This is a genomic window from Geobacter sp. AOG1 (assembly GCF_019972315.1).
In the GTDB taxonomy this organism is placed as follows: domain Bacteria; phylum Desulfobacterota; class Desulfuromonadia; order Geobacterales; family Geobacteraceae; genus Geomobilimonas.
Map to the genome: position 1 here is coordinate 1,010,553 of NZ_BLIZ01000001.1, position 23,744 is coordinate 1,034,296.

A 23,744-nucleotide genomic window follows, 5' to 3' on the forward strand; every position below is an offset into this window, starting at 1 on the left:
CATGATGGGAAAGGTCTGCCGCTACCTCGTCTCGCTTGACCTGGGGCTCTGGCTCATGGTCGGCGTCTTGCTGTTCATGGCGCTCGGCTCCTTTCTCAGCGGCGGGGAAAACGGAAGCTCCATCAACGACCTGCCGCTGTTCCTCTGGTTGCGGGAGGTGCCGCTGGCCGCTTCCTGGTGGCTCTGGGGGACTATCGGCCTGCTGGCCCTACTGGCGGTCAACACGGTTCTCTGCAGCATGGAGTCGCTCGGTAAAAAGTGGGAAAGGGGAAGTTCCCTGGTCCGCATCGCGCCCCAGGTCATGCACCTGGGGTTCCTGCTGATCATGGTAGCGCATCTTGTCAGCGCCAGAGGGAGCTTCAAGCAGGCGATGGAGGTGGGGGAGGGTTCGACCATCGGCTTTCCCAACGGGGGGGTGGTGCAGGTGGGGCGGATCGACTCAACCATCGGTCCCATGGGGATGCCGACCGCTTTCAGCGCCCAGGTCCGGACCCTGGGCGGAGATGGGGCATTCGGGAGCATGAGCCCCAACCACCCCTTCTTCTACCGGGGGTTCGGGATCTACCTGAAAGAGGTGGGATTCATGCCGGCGCCGGTGGCCCTGGTGGAGATCCATCGGGAACCGGGGGCGGGATGGGCGCTGGCGGGGGCACTGCTGTTTACGGCGGGGAATGTGGTGCTGCTGGCGGTCCGGGGGGGACGTTTGGTCTGAATCGGTGAAGGGTGAGCGTTCCGTTCCGCTCAGAGTCCCCTCGCACCGCCGCTGTACGGCTCATTTCGCGCCGGTCGTTTGGCCGGCTCTGCTCAATTTTGCCCGCATCGGCTGGCTCTCGGGCACATTCGCTTTACGGAGCACTCACCCTTCACCGATTCAGGTACAGGGCGCCGTTACCGGCGCCCTTCGTGCATCATTTCACCACTATTATGGACTTTATCACCACCGGCACCGTCGGCACGTCCTGAAATCCCTTCTGCACACCGGTCTGCACCGCAGCTATCTTGTCCACCACGTCCATCCCGTCGATCACCTTGCCGAACACTGCGTAACCGTACCCTTGCATGGTTTTGTCCCGGTGGTTGAGGAAGCCGTTATCTTTCACGTTGATGAAGAATTGGGAGCTTGCCGAGTCGACCACCATGGTGCGGGCCATGGCCAGGGTGCCACGCTGGTTCTTGAGGCCGTTGTCCGCTTCATTCTTGATGGGGTCGTTGGGCTTCTTCATGGTTATTTCCGGGGTAAAGCCCCCCCCCTGGATCATGAAGTTCGGGATGACCCTATGAAAGATGGTGCCGTTGTAAAAGCCGCTGTTGACGTAGGAGAGGAAATTCTTCACGGAGATAGGCGCTTCTTTTTGAAACAGCTCTATCTTCACGTTGCCGAGGCTGGTCTCCATGAGCACCACCGGATTTTTCTCCCCGGCGGCCAAGGCTGTCCCCCCCAGCAGCAGGGTACAGGCGAGAGTGAGCACGAGTTTCTTCAGCATTGCGATTCCTCCTTGTAAAAGTGTGAGTCTGTGCCGTGCCAGTATAGAAAAAGGGTGGGGGCTGGTCAATCTTTTCCCATGAGAATGGTGACGTAATCCTCCAGAATGCGCATGTCGAGCAGACTGCACCCCAGCCGGGCGAAGCGGTTCTGGATGTCGAACTTGTCCTGGAGCGGGATACCGGAGAGGAGGAGCAGGCCGCCGGGACGGGTCATGGCGACCATCTGGTCGGCCAGCGCCAGGTGGATATCTGCGTAGATGTTGGCGAGGAAAAGATCGAACCGCTCTCCACGGAGGGAGCTCAATTCTCCGCAAACGGAGAGGACCCGGTCCTCCATTCCGTTCAGGCGGGCGTTGGCGGCACAGGAAACTGCCGCCGGCCATTCGATGTCCACGGCGACCACTGTTTCCGCGCCGAGCCGTACCGCCGCGATGGCGAGGATGCCGGTGCCGCTCCCCAGGTCGAGCCCTCGGGCACCCCGGACTTCGGAGCGTCCTGCCAGCATCTCCAGGCAGGAAGCGGTAGTCTCGTGCTCGCCGGAGCCGAAAGCCCCCTTCTTGCCGAGGACGAGGGGTATGCCACACGGTTCCGTCGGGGAGGCATCTTCAGGCAGGATGGTGAAGGGGCCAATGGGGAAGGGGGTGAAGATGCGTCCGGTCATGGTCGTGCTCCGCGATGGTGGATGGGGGGCACCTTACTCCATTTCCCCGGCAAAGGGAAGGAAACTAATGGTTGACATCCGATGCCGATAAGGTGAAAATTACCGCCAAATCATGAAATTTCAGCTAGTTGGGGAGGGCGATTCGTTGCAGATCAAGTTTGGTACCGACGGCTGGCGGGGGGTAATCGCCCGTGATTTTACCTTTGAAAATGTTTCCCTCGTGGCCCAGGCCACCATGGACTATCTTCAGCGGGAAGGGCTTGCGTCCCGGGGTCTGGTGGTCGGCTACGACCGGCGTTTCCTTTCCCGGGAGTTTGCCGAGCGGGTGGTGGAGATTGCTGCCGGCAACGGTATCGCGTGCTGGCTGACCGACGGCTATTCGCCGACCCCGGCGGTCTCCTGGGGGGTGCATGAGTTAGGGGCGGGAGCGGGAGTGATGATAACCGCCAGCCACAACCCCCCCATCTACAATGGCTTCAAGCTGAAGGAGGCGTACGGCGGTTCGGCCCGCCCCTCCACCACCAAGGTGCTGGAAGAGATGGTGGCGGCCAATCAGGCGAACGGCAGGAAGGTGCTGGCTGCTCCCCTTGTCGAGGCGCGTGCAAAGGGCCTAGTGGAAGACTTTGACGCGAAAACCGCCTATTTCCGGCAACTGGCCCGTTACGTTGATCTTGATCTGATCCGTCGTGCCAACATTCCCGTGGTGGTGGACCCGATGTACGGCGCCGGTACCGGCTTCATTCCCGAGCTTCTCCCCGGTACCGCCGAAATCCATGCCCTGGAGAATCCCGGATTTGGGGGCCAGCCCCCTGAGCCGACGGAAGAGCACCTGGCGGACCTGGCGCTTCTGGTCAAGAGTGGCCAGTACCGGGTCGGCCTCGCCCTGGACGGGGATGCGGACCGGATCGGCGCGGTGGACGAAGCGGGGGAGTTCTTCTCTTCCCACCGGATATTCACCGTCCTGCTCCGCCATCTCCACGAGCGGAAGGGGCTGTCGGGGGGAGTGGTGAAGACCGTTTCCACCACCCGGATGATCGATCTCCTGAGCGCCAAGTTCGGCCTTCCCCTGTTCGAGACCCCCATCGGTTTCAAGCACATCTGCGAACTGATGCTCGACCACGACATCCTCATGGGGGGTGAGGAGTCGGGGGGACTCGGCGTCAAGGGGCACATCCCGGAACGGGACGGCATCCTCATGGGACTCCTCCTCCTGGAGGCAATGGCCATGACCGGCAAGGGGCTGCGCCAGCTTCTCATGGAGACCATGGACGAGATCGGTCATTTTTACTACCATCGCCTCGACCTCTCCATCGACAACGCCGCCAAGGAAGAGCTCATTGCCCGGCTCCAGTCTGAGGGGCTGACGACCATCGCCGGTCGGCCGGTGATGGAGGAGAATTTCAGGGACGGCTTCAAGTTCATCTTCGACGATGGTTCCTGGCTCCTGATCCGCCCTTCCGGTACCGAGCCGGTGCTCCGTCTCTACAGCGAGGCGGGAGACCCCGATCTGGTAACCGCATTGCTCCATGCCGGGCGGGAGATCGCCCGTATCTGACCCCTCATCTCCGCGGAGCGAGGGTTACTATCCAAGGATGAAAGGAATATCTGTATGCGTACCAGAGCACTACTGACCATGCTGCTGGCGGCCGCTGCCGTCGCATCCATCGGTGCCGGCGAAGTCCGGGCCGGGCTCCCCTTACCCCCACCGCCGCCGGGACTGCCGGCGCCTCCGGGTGCCAATGTTCGCGTTGATGGCAGTTTGCCGGCACCTCCGGGTGTGAGTATCAACGTCAATGGCGGCCAGCCGGAACGAGTCTACAGGAAAAAACACCGGGGCCGCCATGAGGGATGGGAACATCGTGACCGCGACCGCAAGCATGGCAAGAAGCAGAAGAAACACTAGCAGTGTCACAGGATACGCGTATGAAGAAGCGCAGGCGACGGTAACGTCCCTGCGCTTTTGTCGGCCCTGGTGCAGTCGGGACGGTCTGCTCTCCTTCCAAAAAGAATCAAGTTTTTCGAGGGAAATGTGACAATGTAGAGGTTTAATGAAGGAACTGCCAAAGCCCTTTGCAGTGTGCTATAGTTTACTATTCGCCCCAGGACGGGGCATTCATTCCGTGTGATTACGAAAGCTGGAGCATCATGGCAAGCGACAAGATCATCATCAAAGGGGCCTGCGAGCACAACCTGAAGTGCATCGACGTGGAGATTCCCCGGGACCGGCTGGTAGTCATCACCGGTATCTCCGGGTCGGGAAAGTCCACCCTCGCCTTCGACACCATCTACGCAGAGGGACAGCGCCGTTACGTGGAGTCCCTCTCCGCCTACGCCCGCCAGTTCCTGGAGCAGATGGAGAAACCGGACGTGGAGTCCATCGAAGGGCTCTCCCCGGCCATTTCCATCGAGCAGAAGACCACCAGCAAGAATCCCCGCTCCACCGTCGGGACGGTCACCGAGATCTACGACTATCTCCGGCTCCTCTTTGCCCGGGTCGGCCGCCCCCACTGCTACAGCTGCGGCAAGGAGATCACCTCCCAGACCGTATCCCAGATGGTGGACCAGATCATGGCGCTCCCCGCCGGGACCAGGCTCAACCTCCTCTCCCCCATGGTGCGCGGTCGCAAGGGTGAGTACCGGAAGGAACTCCAACAACTGCGTAAGGACGGCTTCACCCGGGTGATCATCGACGGGAAACCTTTTGAGCTGGCCGAAGAGATCACCCTCGACAAGAACAAGAAGCACGACATCGACATCGTGGTGGACCGGCTCATCGTCAAGGAGGGGCTGGAGCGGCGACTGGCCGACTCCCTGGAGGTGGCCCTCAACCATGCGGAGGGGATCGCCAAGGTGGCCATTGTCGATGGTGAGACCATGCTCTTCTCCGAGTCTCTCGCCTGCATAGATTGCGGTATCTCCTACCCGGAGATGACGCCGCGCATGTTCTCCTTCAACAACCCCTACGGCGCCTGCCCCGACTGCACCGGCCTCGGCACCCGGATGTACTTCGACGCCGACCTGGTGGTCCCGAATCCTGACCTCTCCATCCGGGACGGTGCCATCGCCCCGTGGGAAAAGCGCCTCTCCGGCTGGTACCACCTGACCCTTGAAGCTCTGGCCAAGGCCTACGACTTCGACATACGCACCCCCTTCAGCAAGCTTCCGAATAAGGCCCAGCAGGTGATACTCCACGGCTCGGGAGGAGAGAAGGTGGAGTTCTGGTGGGAGGAGGACGGCGGTCGCCGCCATACCTACCAGAAGGAGTTCGAGGGGGTCCTGACCAACCTGGAGCGCCGCTTCCGGGAGACCGACTCGGAGCAGGTGCGGGAGGAGCTGGAGAAGTACATGAACGTCATGCCGTGTCCCACCTGCCAGGGGGCGCGGCTGAAGAAGGAAGCCCTTTACGTCCGGATCAACGAGCGGAACATTTGCGAGGTCACGGCCCTCTCCATCAAGGAATGCCTGGAGTTCTTCGCCGACCTCCACTTGACGGAAAAGGAGGCGGAGATCGCCCGCCGGGTCCTGAAGGAGATACGGGAGCGGCTCCACTTCCTGGTCAACGTGGGGCTTGACTACCTTTCGCTCGACCGCTCCTCCGGCACCCTCTCCGGCGGGGAGGGACAGCGGATCCGCCTTGCCACCCAGATCGGCTCATCCCTCGTGGGAGTCCTCTATATCCTGGACGAGCCCTCCATCGGCCTCCACCAGCGTGACAACGCCCGGCTCCTCCAGACCCTCAAGCACCTGCGGGACATCGGCAATACGGTGCTCGTGGTGGAGCACGACGAGGAGACCATCCTGGAGTCGGACCATGTCATCGACATGGGGCCGGGGGCAGGGGTTCACGGTGGCGAGGTGGTGGCCCAGGGGACGCCGGCCGAGATCATGGCGAATCCGGCATCCCTCACGGGCCAGTACCTCTCGGGTGCGCTCTCCATCGCAGTCCCGAAAAAGCGGCGCAAGCCTCGGACGTTCCTGAAGATCGTCGGCGCCACGGAAAACAACCTGAAGCAGGTGGACGTACAAATTCCCCTCGGCGTCATGACCTGCGTTACCGGGGTCTCGGGCTCGGGGAAATCGACCCTGGTGATCGACACCCTCTACAAGGTGCTCGGTCAGAGGCTCTACAAGAGTCGGGAAAAGGCGGGGGCGGTGCGGGACATCAAAGGGCTGGAGGCGCTGGACAAGGTGATCAACATCGACCAGTCCCCCATCGGCCGCACCCCCCGTTCCAACCCCGCAACCTACACCGGGCTCTTCACCGACGTTCGCGACCTGTTCGCCCAGCTCCCCGAATCCAAGGTGCGCGGTTACAAGCCGGGGCGCTACTCCTTCAACGTCAAGGGGGGGAGGTGCGAGGCGTGCTCGGGAGACGGCATCATCAAGATCGAGATGCACTTCCTTCCCGATGTCTACGTCCAGTGCGAGGTCTGCAAGGGTGCCCGCTACAACCGGGAGACCCTGGAGGTGCGCTACAAGGGGAAATCCATCGCCGAGGTTCTGGACATGACCGTCTCCCAGGCGGTGCAGTTCATGGAACACATTCCCCGCATCAGGACCAAGCTGAAGACCCTTGAGGAGGTGGGGCTCGGCTACATCAAGCTGGGGCAGTCCGCCACCACCCTTTCGGGGGGCGAGGCCCAGCGGGTGAAGCTCGCCAAGGAGCTGGCCAAACGGGCCACCGGTCGCACCATCTACATCCTGGACGAGCCGACCACCGGGCTCCACTTCGCCGACATCCAGAAACTCCTGGACGTCCTGCAGCGACTGGTGGAGGGGGGAAACACCATCGTCATCATCGAGCACAACCTGGACGTGATCAAGACCGCCGACTACCTCATCGACCTGGGGCCGGAGGGTGGGGACCGGGGGGGCGAGGTGATCGCCACGGGGACGCCGGAAGAGGTGTCCCGCATTACCCGCTCCTACACGGGGCAGTTCCTGCGCAAACTCCTGTGAATGGTACTGTCATCAGTGATAAAGCGAGCCCAGAGGATGTAGCATGAGTATTCCCAACATCCTTTCCTTCCTTAGGGGAGGCCATCTCCATCTCGCTCCTTCTCCGAAACGGGACCGGATCATCAACATCTGCAGTCTCCTGGTCCTGCTCCTCATCGGCTGGCTTGACTACGTCACTGGCTATGAGTTCGGCTTTTTCATCTTCTACTTCATTCCCGTTTCCATCTCCGCCTGGTTCGTCGGCAGACGGTCGGGGCTTGCCATCGCGTGCGCCTCGGCGATCTGCTGGTACCTGTCGGATAAATACACCTACCACCCCTATTCCAAGGCGTATTTCATTTACTGGGAGATGTTCATGCGCCTCGTATCATTCCTGACGACGGCGGTAACCATCGCCCGTATCCGGCAGATGCTGGTCAGGGAAGTACAACTGAATGGTGAGTTGCAGGCCGCCCTTGACGAGCTGGAGCGGTTACGTGGGATAACGGACTGTACTCCGCCATCCCGTGAGAGTGCAGCGGAGTCCGATGGGAAGCAGTGAAACGATTGACTTGCCTGACGAACCAGTTTTTAATGGCATCCCATGACGAATACCAGCCAACCGACGGTCTCCCCAGCAAAAGTGACCTTCATACTCATCCTCACCACGCTTCTCTGGGGCGGAAGTTTCGTCTTCAACAAGCTCGGTTTCCGGGACATTCCCCCTGTTACCTTCATGTTCCTCCGCTTCGCTCTTGCGACCCTCATCATGACGGTAGTCTGTATCCCCCGGCTCCGCCGCATTGACCGGAGCGTCATGTGGAAGGGATTAGTCGTCGGACTGGCGCTGGCAGCGACCAATCTCTCCTTCGTGCTCGGATTGAGCGGCACGTCAGCCTCCCGGGCAGGCTTTCTCAACAACCTGTTCGTTCTCCTGATTCCGCTCCTCTGCTACCTGGTCTGGCGGGAACGGGTCGATCGCTGGAGCTTTTTCGGTATCGTCCTGGCGATCATCGGTTTGTGGCAGCTGGCCCGGGGAGGGGTGGAGGGGTTCAGCCACGGCGACCTCCTTTCCGCCGTCTGCGCGCTGTTCATTGCCATTCACATCATCACCGTCTCCAAGGTGCTGCGGGACGAGGATGTCTACCTGCTCTCCCTCGTCCAGTTTGCCGTTGTGGCTGCCGTTGGCGGGGCTCTCTGCCTTTTCATGCAGGCGCCTCCATTCCGCTTCGGGCCTCTTTCCGTTTTTTCCCTTGTCTATTGTGCCATCTTCCCGACGGTCATCTGTTTCACCCTCCAGAATACCTACCAGCGCTACACGACCCCAACCAAGGCGGGACTGATCTACACCCTGGACCCGGTCTGGAGTGTGCTGGGGGGAATGGCGGTGCTTGGTGAGCGGTTGAGCGGGAAAGAATGGGTGGGGTGCGGCTTCATCTTCAGTGCCGTTGCCGTGCCGATGCTGATTCGACGCTACCGGGAGCGTCGTTACGGGATCGATTACCATCGGGGAGAAGACAGTGGCAGTCTCAAGGCCTAGAACCGATGACTGAGCCCCAGGTGAAGCGCCACATCGGGGGCGGTGGAGACGGCAAGGTCTTCCGAAACTCCGATGTCGAGGGCCGTGTTGGGTGAGAACGCAAGGGTGCCGCCGATGGTGAACAAGAGCGAGGGCGCATTCAGCTCTTTCAGCGTGCTTCCCTGGTAGAAGGGGGTGGTGCCGGAAAGCTGGGTTTTGAAGGCTATCCATTCTGCCGGCGACCAGCCGAAGCCTAGATCGCCGAAACCGACCAGATTGCGTTGCTGGTCCCGTAGTACGTCGCCGTTGGTCATGGCAATCCCGCCTGTGGCGCCGAACAGTGTCAGGTGCCCCCAAGGACCCGGCAACAGGTAGTCGTCGCTGGCAGTGAGCCAGAGGGCGACATCAGTGCTGCCGCTGCCATGGAGCTTGGAACTGCTCCCCGTGGGAAGCTTGATGCTGGCCCGCAATGCAACGGCGCGGGGGTTCGGCTGCCGGTCGTGGTAGAGTTGCAGGCCGCCGGTGAGACGGATGTCCCCCAGGCCGAAGCTGGAGTCGTCAAGGTGCAGCTGCTCCCGGTCATTGCGGGAGTAAGTATAGAGGAGCCGGTTGCGCGGCGCTTCCTTCCGCCCCCCCTGGGGAAGGCCGAAGAAGTCGTGCCATCCCTCGATGAAGTGGTCGAAAACCCCCGCTCCGTGTCCCACCAAGGGGATGTCCATTCCCACCTCGATCTTGTCCGTGACCCCCCGACGCAGCCCCAGGGTGAGACGGTAGCTCTCACCATCGAGCAGAATCCGTTCTCCCCGGGCCGTATCATGGGCAAAATTGTTGGCGATGTCGGTGCCCAGAAGTGTCAAAGTGCGACCGGCAGGTTGCAGTATCGCGTTCTCCGCCGCCGGCAGGCCGAAAATCTGGATCAGCGGGCTCTGGTTGAAGGTCTGGAAAGGGGTTATATCGGCACTTCGTGCGATGTCGGGGGCGGAAAGCAGGCAGCAGAGGAAGAACGCGAACGCCAGGTGAAGGGATGACCGGTTGATCCTATCGGCGTTGCGGTAAAGGCTCTTACAGGCTTCAGTCCGGCGCATTATCTCTTCCTCAGTGCAAGATATGACCACATGATGGCGGCTGACGGCATGATTTCCAAGGATAGTTGAAAATGGACTGATTGCCAGAAAAAAAGATGGAAGGAAGTTGCCACACTCCCTTTTCCCGACGTGAGCTGCGCCTATTATATACTTGAATTCGTCGGCTAATCTGCGATAATGAACAGCCATCAGTCGGCACCATTCTTGACGTTACAGAGGAGCTTGCCTCTATGCAACTCTACCAGGGACAACAACAGACCAACCGACGCCTGCCGCGTAAATCCGGCGGGAGTCGGGGTAAAAAACTCCTGCTGGTTACCGCAGGTCTGGCGGGTATCGCCCTGTTGGGGCTGTTCGTCTATTTCCTTTTTCTCCTTGCCAAATTGCCCATGGTGGACCGGTTGGCCGATTACAAGCCCCCCATCGTTTCGCAGGTGTTCGGAGCTGACGGCAATCTGGTCGGCGAGTTCTACCTGGAGCGGCGGACGGTGGTGCCGGTGGACAAGATCCCCAAGAAACTGATTCAGGCGTTCGTCGCGGCGGAGGATGCCAATTTCTACAAGCACCGGGGGATCGACTACCTGGGAATCGCCAGGGCCGCCTTCAAGAATCTCATTTCCTTGCGGAAGAAGGAGGGAGCGTCCACCATCACCCAGCAGGTGGCCAAGTCCATGCTTCTGACGCCGGAGAAAAAGTTTTCGCGCAAGCTCAAGGAAGCGATCCTCGCTACGCGCATGGAAAAAAAGCTTTCGAAGGACGAAATTCTCTACATCTATCTGAACCAAATTTACATGGGGGCCGGCTCCTATGGCGTGCAACTGGCGGCGGAAACCTATTTCGGCAAGGACGTAGAGCAGCTCAACCTCGCGGAAATGGCCATGCTGGCGGGGCTTCCCAAGGCACCAAATTCCTATTCGCCCATCAAGCACCTGGATAAGGCGCGGGAGCGACAGAAGTACGTGCTGGACCGGATGGTGAAGGAGGGGTTCATCACCGAAGCCGAGGCAGACCATGCCCGGAACACACCGATTATCATCCGTTCTCTGAAGAAGGTCAACAGTGACCAGTCGGCCTATTTCCTGGAGCAGGTGCGTATCCAGCTTGAGGATAAATACGGCGAAGACCGGCTCTACAAGGATGGGCTGAAGATCTATACCACCATGAACGCCGAAATGCAGAAATCGGCCTATGACGCGGTGGTGAACGGCCTCAAGGCGGTGGACAAGCGCCAGGGTTTCAGGGGCCCTCTCAAATACCTGAACGAAGCGGAACTGGACGATTTCTGCAAGAAGGTGGAGGATGGCATCGACTCTGCCTCCCTCAAGCAGGGGGCGACCTACCAGGGTGTGATAACGGCGGTGAATCCCGCCAAGGGTGACGTGACGGTGCGCGTCGGCGATCGGACCGGCCTCCTCCCCCGAAAGAACATGGCGTGGGCTGGCAAGGTGACGTTGGTCAACGGTTATGGCAAACCAACGGAGGGTAAAGGAAAATCCCTCCCTCTCGGCGCGGTTGTCGAGGTGTCGGTGCTGACCCCTGACGTGAACAAGGGGGGGGCGGTCTTCTCCCTCGACCAGGAACCGGAAGCCCAGGCGGCGCTGATTGCCATCGACCCGCGCACCGGCGGGGTACGTGCCATGGTAGGGGGGTACGACTTCAAAAAGAGCCAGTTCAATCGTGCCATGCAGGCCAAGCGTAACCCCGGCTCCGCATTCAAGCCGATAATCTATGGTGCGGCCATCGATAGCAGGAAGATGACGGCGGCCACCATTATCGACGATTCGCCGGTTGAGTATGACAGTGGCAGGGACAAGGCCTGGAAGCCGAAAAACTACGACAATATCTATCGCGGACCGGTTACGATGCGGGAGGCGCTTACTAATTCCATCAACGTGGTGAGCGTGAAAATCCTCGAAACAATCGGGGTGACTACTGCCATCGAGTTCGCGAAGAAGCTGGGTATCACGTCGACCCTGGAAAACAATCTCACCTTGGCCCTTGGCTCTTCCAGCGTAACCCCCCTGGAACTGACGAGCGCCTACGCGGTGTTCGCCTCCGGCGGTTACAGGACGACCCCCTATTTTGTCACCAAGGTAACGGATCGTGATGGGAAGGTGCTGGAAGAGATCGCTCCGCCGGCGCTACCGGTCTTTGGGGCTGCCACTTCCGCCCAGAAGCTGACCCTGGACGGTACCGCCCGTCCCCAATCCCTTCAGGGGACAACCCAACTGACCGCGGTGCCTGCCATTCCGCCGGAAACTGCCTATATCATGACTAACCTGATGGAGAGCGTGGTAGCGAGCGGTACGGGTCAGCGGGCCCGGGCACTCGGCCGGCCGGTGGCGGGTAAAACGGGCACCACCAATGATATGAAGGATGCCTGGTTCGTCGGCTATGTTCCCCAATTGGTGGCCGGCGTCTGGGTCGGTTACGACCAGGAGAAATCGCTCGGTGCGGGGGGGTCGGGTGGACAGGCCGCCGCTCCAATCTGGACTGACTTCATGCAGCGGGGACTGGCCGGCATACCGGTCCAGAGCTTCTCCCCTCCCGATAATATTGTCTTTGCCCTCATTAATCCCCGTACCGGACGGCTTGCCAGGCAGGGGAGTGAGGGGAGTGCCTCGGAATGCTTTATAACGGGGACTGAGCCGACCAGCTATGATGGAGACGGTAATTAGAGGGTTGTTGCCCCGGCAAGGGGGCGTTAGCGGGTTTCCCCGCACGGCTTTAACCAGTTGTTTTGACTGATATTTGCCATCGGCGGGGTGTTGCACTCCAGGTTTCTGCCAGGCTTTGAGTTAATCCTGATATGCGGGGGGTGGGATGGGCGAACCCCCGATAGCCGTAAAAAAAAACAATTTTTTTTAAATAAACCCTTGCAAACGCCAAATTTATGAATATAGTATTCGTGAAACACCACATAAAGGAGGGTTTACTATGACCAAAGCAGAACTCGTCGAAGCGGTAGCGAAGTCGGCCAGTCTGACCAAGGCGGCAGCGGAGAAGGCAGTAGGTGCGTTCATCTCTACGGTTAGCGGCGCCCTGAAAAAGGGTGACCGGGTAACCCTGGTAGGCTTCGGCAGCTTCGAAGTTGCCAGCCGCAAGGCCCGCACTGGCAGAAATCCCCAGACCGGCAAGGAAATCAAGATTGCCGCCGCCAAGGTGCCCAAGTTCCGTCCTGGCAAGGCTCTTAAGGATGCTGTTGCCAAGAAGAAGTAATTCCTGCCGGCCGATCGCTTACTCCATTGAACCGAATGTTTGATGGCGTGGTTTGATCGACTGCATATGTTTCCATGAAAACCCCGCTTACGCGGGGTTTTTTTTGTCAGGTGTCATGGATCCAGGAGTTTTTACTGACAGCGGCAGTCGAATAACAGAGGCAACGATAATTGTTGGAACTAGGTGCAACGTTGGTGATATACTTTGTTGAGTGCGCGGCTAACATCCCGGGTTGTGTATAACGATGCTGGGACGGGGAGACGTCACACCGGTGGTGTATGTGTCAAGAAAGGTCATGGCAGGAATGAAACTGCGTATTTATTATGAGGACACGGATGCGGGTGGTGTCGTCTATCATGCCAGGTACCTCCATTATTTCGAGCGAGCCCGGACCGAATTTTTGAGAGAGCAAGGATTATCGGTGCGGGAGCTGCATGACATGGGAAGCATTTTTCCGGTGGTCCGCCTGGAGGTGGAATTCCGTGCCCCGGCAGTTCTTGATGATCTGGTGCGGCTGGAGACGGAGGTCCTTGAGGTGGGAAAAACATCCTTTACCCTGGGCCAGCAGGTCGTCAGGGATCTGGATGATAAACTCCTTGTCGAGGGGCGGGTGACGTTGGTTTGCGTCGGGCCGGGAATGAAGGCGAAACGGCTGCCGTCTGACCTGGTTCAGGTGCTCAAAGGGGCATGATTCAGTCGGTGGAAGAGGGGCTGGTACATTGACAGTCACGGCATATGCGGTTATTGTGCCGGCATCACTGCTTCTGGGGGTGGTGGCCGGGTTCATCATGCATCGTGCCGGTTTTTGCATGGCGGGGGCATTCCGTGACTTCTTTCTCTTCCGCCAGGCATTTATGCTGCGTCAACTCTTGCTCCTTGTCGTTGTCTCAATGATTCTCTTCGAAGCTGCCCGTTTGATGGGGTTTTTGCCACTCTACCCCTTTCCTCTGCTGGGTCCCCCGACTCTCGCCAGTCTGGTGGGAGGGGCGCTTTTCGGCGTCGGGATGGTTCTGGCGGGCGGATGTGTCGTAGGGACTCTCTACAAGCTTGGCGCGGGGAGTGTGCTCAGCGGAGTGGCTCTCGCGGGTCTTCTCTTCGGAAGTGTGCTGTATGGGGAAATCCATCCCTGGTGGGGAGCTTTTGCGCGGGCGACCATAATGGGCAAGGGGAGTTTGACGTTGCCGGACGCTCTCGGGGCCGATCCCTTGCTGCCGATAACGCTGGCGGTTGTCGTCGTCGGGGTTCTTCTGTATCGCTGGCTTCGCCAGGGCAAACTGCAACGGCATTCCCCGGTACGAGGCTACCTGCAGCCGTGGCTGGCTGCCCTGCTTCTGGCCCTGACGGGGCTTTGCTCCTATCTGCTTGTTGGCATGCCCCTTGGTATTACGACAGCCTACGCCAAGCTGGGTGCTTCCATCGAGCAGTTCGTCGCACCTCGCCATTTTGCCGGATTGGTCTTTTTCAAGGGATTGCCCCTCGATTATCGGTACCCTTTGACGCAGGAGCGCCTTGTCGGCGGTCCGGGGCCTGCTTTTGATGGAGTGGCGGCCATACAGTACCCTCTCCTGCTGGGGCTCGTACTGGGGGGTCTGGTGTCGGCCGTCCTGGTAAGGGAATTTCGCTTCTATTATCGGGTCCCGGTGTGTCAGTACGGTTCGGCCTTCGCCGGCGGCCTGATAATGGGACTGGCATCACGCATGACGCCGGGCTGTAACATTTGGCACATCTTTGGCGGGCTGCCCATACTGGCAATCCAGAGCATCCTGTTCGTTATGGGATTGTTGCCGGGGGCCTGGCTTGGGGGAAAACTCCTCACACGGCTGATAATAAGGAATTGATAATCGAAGATCGGTCCTGACAGTGGACCGGATAACCGTTCGTTTACGAGGAGCCCATGGATAAGGAACAGAAAACGCCCCAGATTATCGAATTCGACATCAGAGGGCAACTCTGCCCGGCAACGCTACTCATCGCCCTCAAGGAACTGAACCGCTGCAAGGAGCAGCTGCACAACGGAGAAATACAGCTTGTCTTTAAAACCGACAACCGCGACGCAACGATAACCATTCCCGATGCCGCCGAGAACATGGGGTATGGGGTGGAGGTTCGGCGGGTAGATAACTACTATCTCTTAGTGGTCGAGCAGGGCCACTCATGACGGAGGGTATTCACAATCATGAAGTTAGGTGAGAGGTTGCGGGGAGTTGTCGATAATCTTTCCGGGGCTGGCGAGATCCAGCGTCTGGTCGCGGAAAACGATCTTCTGCGGGAGCGGGAGCGCTTGGCCTATGTCTACGTACGAAGCAAGGTCAACCAGCTGTTGCGGGTAATGGGGACGTTGCCGCTTCGTGCCGAGGAACTGAACGATTCGACATTACTGGAACTGGATCCTATCGGGATCATTGCCGACGCTTTTGCCCAGGTGCTCGATCACCTCAACGACACCAACGACAAGCTCAAGCTTGCCAATGATGAGATCCAGGCCATTCTAACCGCTGCCAACGTAGGAATTCTGGTGCTGGATGCCGAAATGAAGGTTCAGGCATTCAATCCCAAGCTGCGGGAGATGTTTCTTCCTGCAGGCATCGATGTCATCGGCTCTGCATGCAGTGAGGTCCTCTGTGGGCAGGATATCCCCCCTGCCGACTGCACCTTCGCCAAGGTTATGGCGAGCAAGATTGGTTTGCAGCGCCAGGAGTGGGCATTGAAGGGGTGCCACTACGATGTTGCCGCCGCTCCCATCAAGAACAGGTTTGGCGAAATTACCCATGCGGTGCTGGTTTACAACGAGGTAACCGACCGCAAGCGGATGATGGAGAGCCTCCAGGAGAGCGAAGAGATGTTCCGCACCCTTCTGGAGAACTCCCGGGACATGGTGCAGGGCGTTACTCCCGACGGCACGTTTCTCTATGTCAACCGCGCCTGGCGACAAGCTCTCGGTTACGGGGAAGACGAGATCGATCGGCTGACCATCCATGATATCATCCACCCCGACTGCCGCGAGCACTGCCTGGGATTTTTCCAGGCCCTCCTATCCACCGGAAAGGGAGGGGAAATCGAGGCCGTATTCGTCTCCCGTGACGGGACCACCCTGCCGGTCAAGGGAAACGTCAGTTGCAACTTCAGGGACGGCAAACCGCTGGTGACCTGCGGCATCTTTCACCGTGCCGACGTGGGTCAATCTTGCCTATGACCGCAGTTCCGTGAACATTCCCCCCCTTTCAATCCTGCTTCCCGTCCGTAATGAAGCAGATCATCTTCCCCACGCCCTCGCGTCCCTTCGACGCCAGACATTTGACGACTGGGAACTGGTAGCCGTGGACGACGGATCGACCGATGCTACGCCTCAGATACTGGCGGCCGCTGCCGATATCGACCGGCGCATCCGGATCATCAATCCCGTTGGGCGTGGACTGGTTCCTGCCCTCAATGCCGGTCTTTCCGCCTGTCGTGCTCCGTTGGTTGCCCGGATGGACGGGGATGACATCGCCCACCCCCGGCGACTGGAACTCCAGCTGGCATGCCTGCGAAGTCAGCCTGAAACCGGCTTGGTGGCCTGCTCCTTTCGCCATTTCCCCCGCACCGGACTTAAGGTCGGCATGCTTGCCTACGAGGCGTGGCAGAACTCCCTCGCCACCCACGAGGCGATCATGCGCGACATGTTCGTGGAATCCCCCTTTGTCCACCCAAGCGTCATGTTCCGCAAGGAAGTGGTCGCCGCCGTTGGCGGGTACCGCGACATGGGGTGGGCGGAGGATTATGATCTCTGGCTGCGGCTGGCGGCGGCAGGGGTCCGTTTTGCGCGGCTGTCCCGGCCATTATTCTTCTGGAGGGAACGACCGGCCAGGGCTACCCGCACCATGGCGGAATACACGGCGGCAGCCTTCCGCGCCTGCAAGGCCCACCACTTGCGGCGTAGTTTTCTGGCCGGTGCCGACGAGGTCATGCTGGCGGGAGCGGGTAAAGAGGGGCGTGCCTGGCGGCTTGCCCTTGACCGGGAGGGGGTTGCCGTGAGTCGCTGGGTGGATGTGGACCCCCGCAAGATTGGCCGTCAGTTGCACGGAGTGCCAGTCGTTGCGGCCGATGCGGTCACGCCGTCAATGGGCCGGCTTCTTGTCACCGTCGGGACCCGGGGGGTGCGGGAAGAGTTGCGGCGCTGGGCAACGGCTTCCGGTTTCCGTGAAGGAGAGGATTTCCTCTGTGTGACGTAGATTTGCTCTGAAGTTTCAAGGCGAAAGCAAACAATAATCGAGTGGGACAGGAGACAGACATGGGCATCACCCTGAAGCCGTCGGATCTTTACTACAAATACCCGAAGGACATTGCCAATCGTGACAGGCCGAAATTCAGGGGTAAACCCGACCCTGAACCGTTCAATCGTGATGACCTGTACGAGGTGCTGCCAATGCTGTCGGCGGTAATGGATGAGTTGGGGAGTAACGACGGGCGTGTTCTGAACATGCTGGAGGACATCCTCAACCAGGAACTGCCGCGGTTCATCGCTACCCGCGAGGAGGTGTTCGATTGCCTGGTGGAGACGGCACGGGAGCGATTGAGCTAGGAACTCACCTGGTGGTACGGTAGGTCGACAGCAGAAAGGCAGAGCCCCGGCGGGAGGAACGTGCCGGGGCTCTGCTCATTTCAGGACGGGTCGTTGATATATTCGAGAGCATACCGTACGTAGTTCTGGGGAGACTTGCGGAGCCAGGTGATCTCGTCGGGAGAGAGATCGCGTTTGAACTTGGCGGGGGCACCGACCCAGAGGGTATGGGGGGGGATTACGGTACCCTCGGTCACCAGGGCGCGGGCACCGACCAGTGCCCCTTCTCCCACCACCGCCTTGTCCATGACCATTGCTTGCATGCCGATGAAGGCGCCGTTTTCGATGGTGCAGCCATGGAGGGTGACACTGTGACCGACGGTGACGTCGTCGCCGATGATCAGCGGTGCTCCCGGATCGTCGGCGTGTTTCCGGTGAGTGACGTGGAGCATGGTCAGGTCCTGGATATTGGTCCGGTCGCCGATGCGGATGAAATTCACGTCGCCCCGAGCCACCACGTTGTACCAGATGCTGCTCTGCTCACCGATCTGAACGTCGCCGATAACAACCGCAGTCTCGGCGATGAAGGCGGAAAGGGCGATCTGGGGATGAATTCCCTGAAAAGGCCTGATCATGGAAGGTGTTGTCCTTTTAGTCGTTTTGGGGAATGCGGTTTTTTCGCAAGATCAAGGCTGTCGAGGTTGAGCGCGGAGGCGTAGTACCCAAACAACGGGCATAAACATCGCTACGCCGCACAAGCAAAACCGAAGACTTACGCAGAGATTGCGGAAAAGCCGCGGTTCGATCAATCTCGTGGAATTGCCAGCATCCGGTCCAGTGCCTTCTTCGCCGGCACCCGTATCTCTTCCGGCACCTTGACCACGGGGACCATGGCTGTCAGTGCCGCCTCGATGTCCTCCAGGGAGGTGAGTTTCATGTTAGGGCAGATGAGGGCGGGGGAGGCGAGGATGAATTCCTTGTCCGGGTTCTCCTGCCGCAGCCGGTAGAGGATGCCTGCCTCGGTGCCGATGATGAAGGACCGGGCCGTGCTATGGTGGCAGTAATCGTACATGCCGCTCGTGGAGCAGACATGGTCCGCCAGTTCCACGACGGCGGGATTACATTCGGGATGACAGATGAAGAGCGCGTCGGGATGCTCACCCTTGAGTCGCCGGACCGTATCCGCCGTGAGACGCTCGTGGGTCGGGCAGTACCCTTCCCAGAAATGGAAGGTCTTGGTGGAGAATCTGGCCACGTAGCGCCCCAGGTTGCGGTCGGGAACGAAGATGATCTCGGGCTCGGTCAGGGAGTTCACTACCTTCTGGGCGTTGGCCGAGGTGCAGCAGATATCGCTTTCCGCCTTGACGGCGGCCGAGGAATTGACGTAGGTGACCACAGGCACCCCGGGGTGCCTGGCCTTCAGCTCCCGCAAGCCTTCTACCGTCACCATGTCCGCCATGGGACAGCCGGCATCCAGGCGAGGTAGCAGGACGGTTTTGGAAGGGGCGAGAATGGAGGCCGATTCGGCCATGAAATGAACGCCGCAGAAGACGATCACGTCGGCCGTCGCCCGGGCCGCTTCAATGGAGAGGGCCAGGGAGTCACCGGTGATGTCGGCGATCTCTTGCACCTCGTCGCGCATGTAGTTATGGGCCAGGAGGATGGCGTTGCGCTCCTTGAGCAGGCGCCTGATCTCCCGTTTGACAGTTTCTCCACTCATGTCGGCAGGTCCTCGCGGTTGTGGCTTGCTTCCCCGGTCAGGGGGTGGGGGAAATAGTAGACAATATCGACAGCCATGTCAAACCCTTTGCCGGGTACGCCGACAACCGTTCTTGACATGGTTCGGCAAAACCTCTATTATTTTAGCAATTAATGCGCGGCTGGCGGGGAGTGACCGGCCATTGAGAGGTTTACCATGTTTGGCATAGGAATGCCCGAGCTGATCGTCATACTGGTTATTGCGCTGATCGTCATTGGGCCGCAGAAACTGCCGGACCTGGCCCGCTCTCTGGGGAAGGGGCTGGCGGAATTCAAGCGTGCAACCGATGATTTCAAACAGAGTGTGGAGGACGAAGCGCGGACCCAGGATGAGAAGGAGCGGATAGCCCGGGAGGTTGCCGCCAGGGAAGCCGCGACAACCGCTCCTACGGAAGGCGAAAAGAAAGAGCCGGCCAAAGTGTGATGCCGGCGGTCTGTGCCAGTGAAAAAGGCGGGGTTTCCCCGCCTTTTGTTATTTCAGTTCCTTGAGTTTTTCCCTGGCCGGTTTCGCTTCATCCGCCAAGGGAAAATCGTCGATAAGTTTCTTGAACACATACCGAGCGCTCTTGACGTCCCCCAGTTCCCTGAAGGCCATGGCCTGCTTCAGCATGGCCGCCGGAACCTTCTCCTTCCCCGGGAAGTTCTTGATGACCTCCTGGAATTCAAGGATGGCCTGATCGTAGTTCTTTTCGCTGTAGTAGGTCTCTCCCAGCCAGTAGTGAACATTGGCGGCCAGGTCGTGTTTGGGGAATTTCTGGAGGAACTGGGTGAAAAGCTCCCGGGCCTTTTGCGGGTCGCCATTCTTGAAGGTGGCGAGCCCCTTCTGGTAGATGGCGTCCGGAGACGCTTCCTCGCGGGCAATGGTTTCTGACAGACCTTTTTCCAGTTTCGAAAGGCGCTCTTCGATCGCGGTGAAGCGGCGCTCCATGTCCTCGCGCACCAGAGCCAGATCGTCGGCCGGCTTCTTCGCCAGAAGGGCTGCGTCATCCACCTTGCCGGTCAGCACCTGCAGGTCGACTTTGGCGCTGTCCAGGGTCGCCTGGAGGTCGGCCGCTCCCCGGCGCAGGGCCTCCATGTCCTTCTGGTATCCCTGGGCCTTTTCCACGATCTCTCGCGCTTCGTTCCGCGTCGCTCCCAGATCTTTGTCCATTTGCAGCACACGGGTCTTCAGCTCGTCCGTGTCGCGCTGCAGGCTTTCCATTTCCCCCCTGCTGGCACAGCCCGCGACTGCGAGCAGCGTGACCAGGGAGAGTCCCACGGTATTCAACCGCATAACCAGCATCCTCCTTGTTTTACCCTTGAAAAAAGAGGGGCGTAATTTTTACGCCCCTCTCTGATAGTTCCTGAAAACGGATCTATTTGATGATGGCGAATTCGTCACGCCGGTTTTTTGCCCAGGCTGTCTCGTCGTGTCCCTCATCGGCCGGCTTCTCTTTGCCGTAGCTGATGACGGAAAGCCGTTCTGCAGGAACGCCGAGGGTGACCAGGTAGTTTACGGCGGCCTTAGCCCGCTTTTCGCCAAGGGCAAGGTTGTACTCGTCGGAGCCCCGCTCGTCACAGTGTCCCTCGACCTGGATTTTGCCCGACAGCTTCTTCAGCAGGATTTCGGCATTTTTCGCCAAGGTGTCACGTGAAACCTGGCTGAGAGTGAAGGAGTCGAAGTCGAAGTAGATTTTCTCCAGGGCGGATACCGGGGCTACCTGGACCGTCTCTTCCTTGATGGAAGCCGGTGCTTCCTTCACCGTCTGGGGGGTCACCGCTTCTTCACGGGGAGCTGCCGGTTGAGCCGGTTTTGGGGCTTGCACTGGCGCAGCCGGCGCAGCGACCGGTTCTTCCTTTTTCACCATTTCTTCTTTGGCGCAACCGCTGGCAAAGATTACTCCACAACACAATACCATTACACATCTCAACATACCCTTGCGCATTTTCCTCTCCTTTTTCCGTTAAATAAGGCCAGGGGCATGGAAGTATCGCAGCCTGCCACGAGGTCTGAACGTTCCTAATTATACATATCCGGAAACTGTTTTCAATGCGTATGATGGGATGGCGCGAAAAAGTTCCGATTTCCGATTACCAGCGGGGTGACCAAGCGGGATGGGTGTCAGATCCTTTGCCCCGCGAAACCATGACCTGTCCGCTGCCGTCGGCACGCATGACGTAAATGGCTTCTCTCCCGCCACGTTGTGAGCTGAAGGTGATGTAGCGGCCGTCGGGAGACCAGCGCGGGTGCTCATTGCTCCCTTGGCTGGTCAACTGGGTGTCGCCGCTGCCGTCCGGGTTGATGGCAAATATCTGGAAGCCTCCCTGCTGGCGGCAGTAGACAATCCGATCCCCCTTGGGGGACCAGCGGGGGCTCACGTTATACGCGCCGCTGGTGGTAAGACGGCGCACCCCGCTCCCGTCCGCATTCATGACAAAGACCTGCGGCTTCCCGAGCCGGTCGGACACAAAGGCGATCTGCCGGCCGTCGGGGGACCAGGCAGGGGAAACGTCGATGGCGCTGTTATTGGTGAGCCGGGCCAGTTGTTTCCCGTCCTTGCCGATGATGTAGATTTCGGAATTGCCGTCTTTGCTCATGGCGAGGGCGATCCGGTTGCCGTCCGGACTGTAGGAGGCGGTCACGTTGATCCCGCGGTGTGCCGAGATGCGGGCTTCTTTGCCGCTGAAGATGTCACGGCGGTAGAGATCGGGATTCCCCTTTTTGTAGGAGGTGTAGATGATTTCTTTGCCGGAGGGGGAAAAGTCCGGGTTAAGGTTGATGGAGCCGTTGCGGGAAAGGCGCTGAACGTTGTACCCGTCGTAATCCATCAGGTAAAGTTCCTTGTTGCCGGTCTGTTTTGAAACGAAGGCGATCTTGCCGGTGAAGGGTCCCCGCTCGCCGGTCGTCACCTGCATGATCTCGTCGGAAAAGGTGTGGGCTATGCGGCGCAGGTCGGTGACGCTGCCGCTGTAACGTTTGGCGGCCAGTTCCTGCCCGCGGGTAACGTCGTAGAGCCTGCATTCAAGGGTAAGGGTGGTCCCGGAAACGGTATATCCCGATTTTATGAGGAGGTCGGCCCCGGCTCCCTTCCAGGAGTCGAAACTGAAATCGCCCGGCCGAATGCCGCTCTTCGAATCGGTCGGGGTGGTTGCCATCACGGAGAACGGCCCGGCAAGGGTCATGTCGAACCGGAACAATTCTGCGATGTCCCGGGCAATGCCGGTGTTCTCCCCGCCGGACAGGGGGACGGGGTTGGCAACGGCCAGCTGCAGCTGCCGGTTGCCGGGTGCGGTGACTTCGAGGTAACTCTGCCCCGCAGAGATCGTGATGGGGAGAATTGCCAGTAATGCGACGATGCAAATGATCTTCTTCACTGTTTACCGATCCCTTGGGGCTTGAACAGAAAGCCCTGCTCGAATTCCGTACCGCCCGGAGGGGGAGGAAAGCTTTTCTCCGCCTTGGTGATGGTGTCGATGACGGAGGCCTCGAAAATCCTGTCTCCGGAGCTCCGTTCGATCCGGTAACGAAGTAGCCGGCCGTTACGGCCAATGGTTAACCGTACGACGACCACCGGGTTTTTGCTCTGATAGGCGATGGTGGTGCGGAACGTGTCCTGGAGCCGGGAGTGGATGTAACTGGCGTAATCGCTTCCCGCCTCCTTTCCCGTTCCTGTCGGCATGCCGGCTTGACCCTTGCCGGTGCCGGCTGCCTTGCTTTTCAAGGCTTCCAGGGCTGCCGCCTGGTGCCGTGCCTCGGTAGTTCTCTCCAGTTGCTTGAGCCGCTCCTCGAATTCCCGGCCCGTCTCTTCCGGTGTCCCCTTGACGGATGGCTTGGTAGCAGGGGCTCCTGCGACGGTTTTGGGGGTCGTCTTCGCAGGCAGGTGCATGGTTTGCGGTGGGGCCGGAGGCTGGGGCACCGCTCCCGTCTGGCTACCGGCGACGGTCGGGCTCCCCGCCTGGGGGTGGGCCACCGGCAAATTCACCATGTCCACGTAGTAGACCGGTGCTTCCTGCAGGTGTGGCGCCAGGATGAGCCCCGAATAGGTGATGACGAAAAAGAGGGCCAGATGCATCACGAACGAGAACGTCATGGATGCACCGAACCCTCCGGTTTTTATCTGCGGACGGCGGTTCATCTCCTCCCGGCGGGCTCCGTAACCATCCCGAGCCGCTCGATGCCGGCTCCCTTGATCTCCGCCATGGTCTTGACTACTTCCCCGTAGGGGACATCCTGGTCAGCCTTGAGAAAGACCTCCTTCTTCGTCCGGTTGGCAAAGATGGCAGTCAGACGGCTGCGCAGTTCGGTTCCGGCGACCGGTTCCTTGTTGATGAACAGCCGGTTCCCCTTGTCGATGGAGACGATGACGGTCTCCTCCTGGGCGGGCAGAGCCTTGGTGTCGGCTTTCGGCAGGTTGACCTGAACCCCTTGCTGCATCATGGGGGCGGTAACCATGAAGATGACGAGGAGGACGAGCATGACGTCCACCAGGGGGGTGACGTTGATCTGCGACATGGTCCCCCGGTCGCTGTTGTTATGACTTCCCATTCCCATGCTTCCCC

General features: G+C 59.6%; 26 protein-coding genes. 15 read left to right on the top strand and 11 right to left on the bottom strand.

Annotated features, from left to right (window positions below):
• Position 1 precedes the first annotated feature (1 nt).
• A complete protein-coding gene (locus tag LDN04_RS04520) occupies positions 2-712 on the top strand; it encodes a cytochrome C biogenesis protein ResB (protein ID WP_223906865.1) in 711 nt (236 codons plus the stop codon).
• Between the two features lie 196 nt (positions 713-908).
• Here the strand turns inward: LDN04_RS04520 and LDN04_RS04525 are convergent, their stop codons facing one another.
• Together LDN04_RS04525 and LDN04_RS04530 are read right to left on the bottom strand one after the other, a co-directional pair.
• Positions 909-1,484 (bottom strand): peptidylprolyl isomerase, encoded by a 576-nt coding sequence (locus LDN04_RS04525; protein ID WP_223906868.1) that lies wholly within the window; start codon positions 1,482-1,484, stop codon positions 909-911.
• Positions 1,485-1,549: 65 nt separating this feature from the next.
• On the bottom strand, positions 1,550-2,146 hold the full coding sequence (locus tag LDN04_RS04530; protein ID WP_223906871.1) for a 50S ribosomal protein L11 methyltransferase: 597 nt from the start codon (positions 2,144-2,146) through the stop codon (positions 1,550-1,552).
• A 145-nt stretch (positions 2,147-2,291) separates the two neighbouring features.
• Between LDN04_RS04530 and LDN04_RS04535 the strand changes: the two genes are divergently transcribed.
• From LDN04_RS04535 to LDN04_RS04555, 5 genes are all read left to right on the top strand, one after another.
• Positions 2,292-3,701 (top strand): phosphoglucomutase/phosphomannomutase family protein, encoded by a 1,410-nt coding sequence (locus LDN04_RS04535; RefSeq protein WP_223913336.1) that lies wholly within the window; start codon positions 2,292-2,294, stop codon positions 3,699-3,701.
• Between the two features lie 54 nt (positions 3,702-3,755).
• Positions 3,756-4,049 (top strand): hypothetical protein, encoded by a 294-nt coding sequence (locus LDN04_RS04540; RefSeq protein ID WP_223906874.1) that lies wholly within the window; start codon positions 3,756-3,758, stop codon positions 4,047-4,049.
• A gap of 242 nt (positions 4,050-4,291) precedes the next feature.
• Positions 4,292-7,105 carry an excinuclease ABC subunit UvrA gene (gene uvrA / locus LDN04_RS04545; protein ID WP_223906877.1) on the top strand — a complete coding sequence of 938 codons (2,814 nt, stop codon included), beginning with the start codon at positions 4,292-4,294 and terminating at the stop codon, positions 7,103-7,105.
• Between the two features lie 43 nt (positions 7,106-7,148).
• Positions 7,149-7,646 carry a hypothetical protein gene (locus LDN04_RS04550; RefSeq protein WP_223906880.1) on the top strand — a complete coding sequence of 166 codons (498 nt, stop codon included), beginning with the start codon at positions 7,149-7,151 and terminating at the stop codon, positions 7,644-7,646.
• A 42-nt stretch (positions 7,647-7,688) separates the two neighbouring features.
• Entirely contained in the window at positions 7,689-8,624 is a 936-nt protein-coding gene (locus LDN04_RS04555; RefSeq protein WP_223906882.1) for a DMT family transporter, read from the top strand.
• Here the strand turns inward: LDN04_RS04555 and LDN04_RS04560 are convergent.
• Positions 8,621-9,688, bottom strand: coding sequence for a DUF3187 family protein (locus LDN04_RS04560; RefSeq protein ID WP_223906885.1), 1,068 nt, complete (start codon positions 9,686-9,688; stop codon positions 8,621-8,623). The genes LDN04_RS04555 and LDN04_RS04560 overlap by 4 nt on opposite strands.
• Positions 9,689-9,918: 230 nt before the next feature.
• Here LDN04_RS04560 and LDN04_RS04565 point away from each other — a divergent pair, with 230 nt between their 5' ends.
• The 8 genes from LDN04_RS04565 to LDN04_RS04600 all read left to right on the top strand — a co-directional run bounded on the left by LDN04_RS04565 (position 9,919) and on the right by LDN04_RS04600 (position 17,468).
• Positions 9,919-12,366, top strand: coding sequence for a penicillin-binding protein 1A (locus tag LDN04_RS04565; protein WP_223906887.1), 2,448 nt, complete (start codon positions 9,919-9,921; stop codon positions 12,364-12,366).
• A 259-nt stretch (positions 12,367-12,625) separates the two neighbouring features.
• Positions 12,626-12,907, top strand: a complete 282-nt coding sequence (locus LDN04_RS04570; RefSeq protein WP_214173733.1) for an HU family DNA-binding protein — start codon at positions 12,626-12,628, stop codon at positions 12,905-12,907.
• A gap of 304 nt (positions 12,908-13,211) precedes the next feature.
• Positions 13,212-13,598, top strand: a complete 387-nt coding sequence (locus tag LDN04_RS04575; protein ID WP_223913337.1) for a YbgC/FadM family acyl-CoA thioesterase — start codon at positions 13,212-13,214, stop codon at positions 13,596-13,598.
• 55 nt (positions 13,599-13,653) lie between these two features.
• Positions 13,654-14,745, top strand: coding sequence for a YeeE/YedE thiosulfate transporter family protein (locus LDN04_RS04580; RefSeq protein WP_223906890.1), 1,092 nt, complete (start codon positions 13,654-13,656; stop codon positions 14,743-14,745).
• 56 nt (positions 14,746-14,801) lie between these two features.
• Positions 14,802-15,065, top strand: coding sequence for a sulfurtransferase TusA family protein (locus LDN04_RS04585; protein ID WP_223906893.1), 264 nt, complete (start codon positions 14,802-14,804; stop codon positions 15,063-15,065).
• Between the two features lie 18 nt (positions 15,066-15,083).
• Complete coding sequence (locus LDN04_RS04590) at positions 15,084-16,100, top strand: PAS domain-containing protein (RefSeq protein ID WP_223906895.1); 1,017 nt, start codon at positions 15,084-15,086, stop codon at positions 16,098-16,100.
• Entirely contained in the window at positions 16,072-17,118 is a 1,047-nt protein-coding gene (locus tag LDN04_RS04595) for a glycosyltransferase (RefSeq protein ID WP_223906898.1), read from the top strand. The genes LDN04_RS04590 and LDN04_RS04595 overlap by 29 nt, the downstream gene beginning before the upstream one ends.
• A gap of 59 nt (positions 17,119-17,177) precedes the next feature.
• Complete coding sequence (locus LDN04_RS04600; protein ID WP_223906901.1) at positions 17,178-17,468, top strand: hypothetical protein; 291 nt, start codon at positions 17,178-17,180, stop codon at positions 17,466-17,468.
• An 80-nt stretch (positions 17,469-17,548) separates the two neighbouring features.
• On the opposite strand, the gene LDN04_RS04605 is transcribed toward LDN04_RS04600, so the two are convergent.
• From LDN04_RS04605 to LDN04_RS16835, 3 genes are all read right to left on the bottom strand, one after another.
• The gene (locus LDN04_RS04605) at positions 17,549-18,082 is read right to left on the bottom strand and encodes a gamma carbonic anhydrase family protein (protein WP_223906903.1); all 534 of its coding nucleotides are present in this window, start codon (positions 18,080-18,082) and stop codon (positions 17,549-17,551) included.
• 170 nt (positions 18,083-18,252) lie between these two features.
• Positions 18,253-19,167 carry a quinolinate synthase NadA gene (gene nadA, locus LDN04_RS04610; RefSeq protein ID WP_223906906.1) on the bottom strand — a complete coding sequence of 305 codons (915 nt, stop codon included), beginning with the start codon at positions 19,165-19,167 and terminating at the stop codon, positions 18,253-18,255.
• Entirely contained in the window at positions 19,164-19,286 is a 123-nt protein-coding gene (locus LDN04_RS16835) for a hypothetical protein (protein ID WP_255573255.1), read from the bottom strand. Before LDN04_RS16835 ends, nadA begins: the two co-directional genes overlap by 4 nt.
• Before the next feature lie 76 nt (positions 19,287-19,362).
• Here LDN04_RS16835 and tatB point away from each other — a divergent pair, with 76 nt between their 5' ends.
• Positions 19,363-19,629, top strand: a complete 267-nt coding sequence (gene tatB, locus LDN04_RS04615; protein WP_223906909.1) for a Sec-independent protein translocase protein TatB — start codon at positions 19,363-19,365, stop codon at positions 19,627-19,629.
• Positions 19,630-19,677: 48 nt separating this feature from the next.
• Here tatB and ybgF read toward each other — a convergent pair whose 3' ends face one another.
• The 5 genes from ybgF to tolR form a co-directional block, all read right to left on the bottom strand.
• Positions 19,678-20,478 carry a tol-pal system protein YbgF gene (gene ybgF / locus LDN04_RS04620; RefSeq protein ID WP_223906912.1) on the bottom strand — a complete coding sequence of 267 codons (801 nt, stop codon included), beginning with the start codon at positions 20,476-20,478 and terminating at the stop codon, positions 19,678-19,680.
• Positions 20,479-20,560: 82 nt separating this feature from the next.
• A complete protein-coding gene (pal, locus tag LDN04_RS04625; protein WP_223906914.1) occupies positions 20,561-21,130 on the bottom strand; it encodes a peptidoglycan-associated lipoprotein Pal in 570 nt (189 codons plus the stop codon).
• A 145-nt stretch (positions 21,131-21,275) separates the two neighbouring features.
• Positions 21,276-22,559 carry a Tol-Pal system beta propeller repeat protein TolB gene (gene tolB, locus LDN04_RS04630; protein ID WP_374045135.1) on the bottom strand — a complete coding sequence of 428 codons (1,284 nt, stop codon included), beginning with the start codon at positions 22,557-22,559 and terminating at the stop codon, positions 21,276-21,278.
• The gene (locus LDN04_RS04635; RefSeq protein ID WP_223906916.1) at positions 22,556-23,275 is read right to left on the bottom strand and encodes an energy transducer TonB; all 720 of its coding nucleotides are present in this window, start codon (positions 23,273-23,275) and stop codon (positions 22,556-22,558) included. Before LDN04_RS04635 ends, tolB begins: the two co-directional genes overlap by 4 nt.
• A gap of 41 nt (positions 23,276-23,316) precedes the next feature.
• Positions 23,317-23,736 carry a protein TolR gene (gene tolR / locus LDN04_RS04640; RefSeq protein WP_223906918.1) on the bottom strand — a complete coding sequence of 140 codons (420 nt, stop codon included), beginning with the start codon at positions 23,734-23,736 and terminating at the stop codon, positions 23,317-23,319.
• Positions 23,737-23,744: the final 8 nt, after the last annotated feature.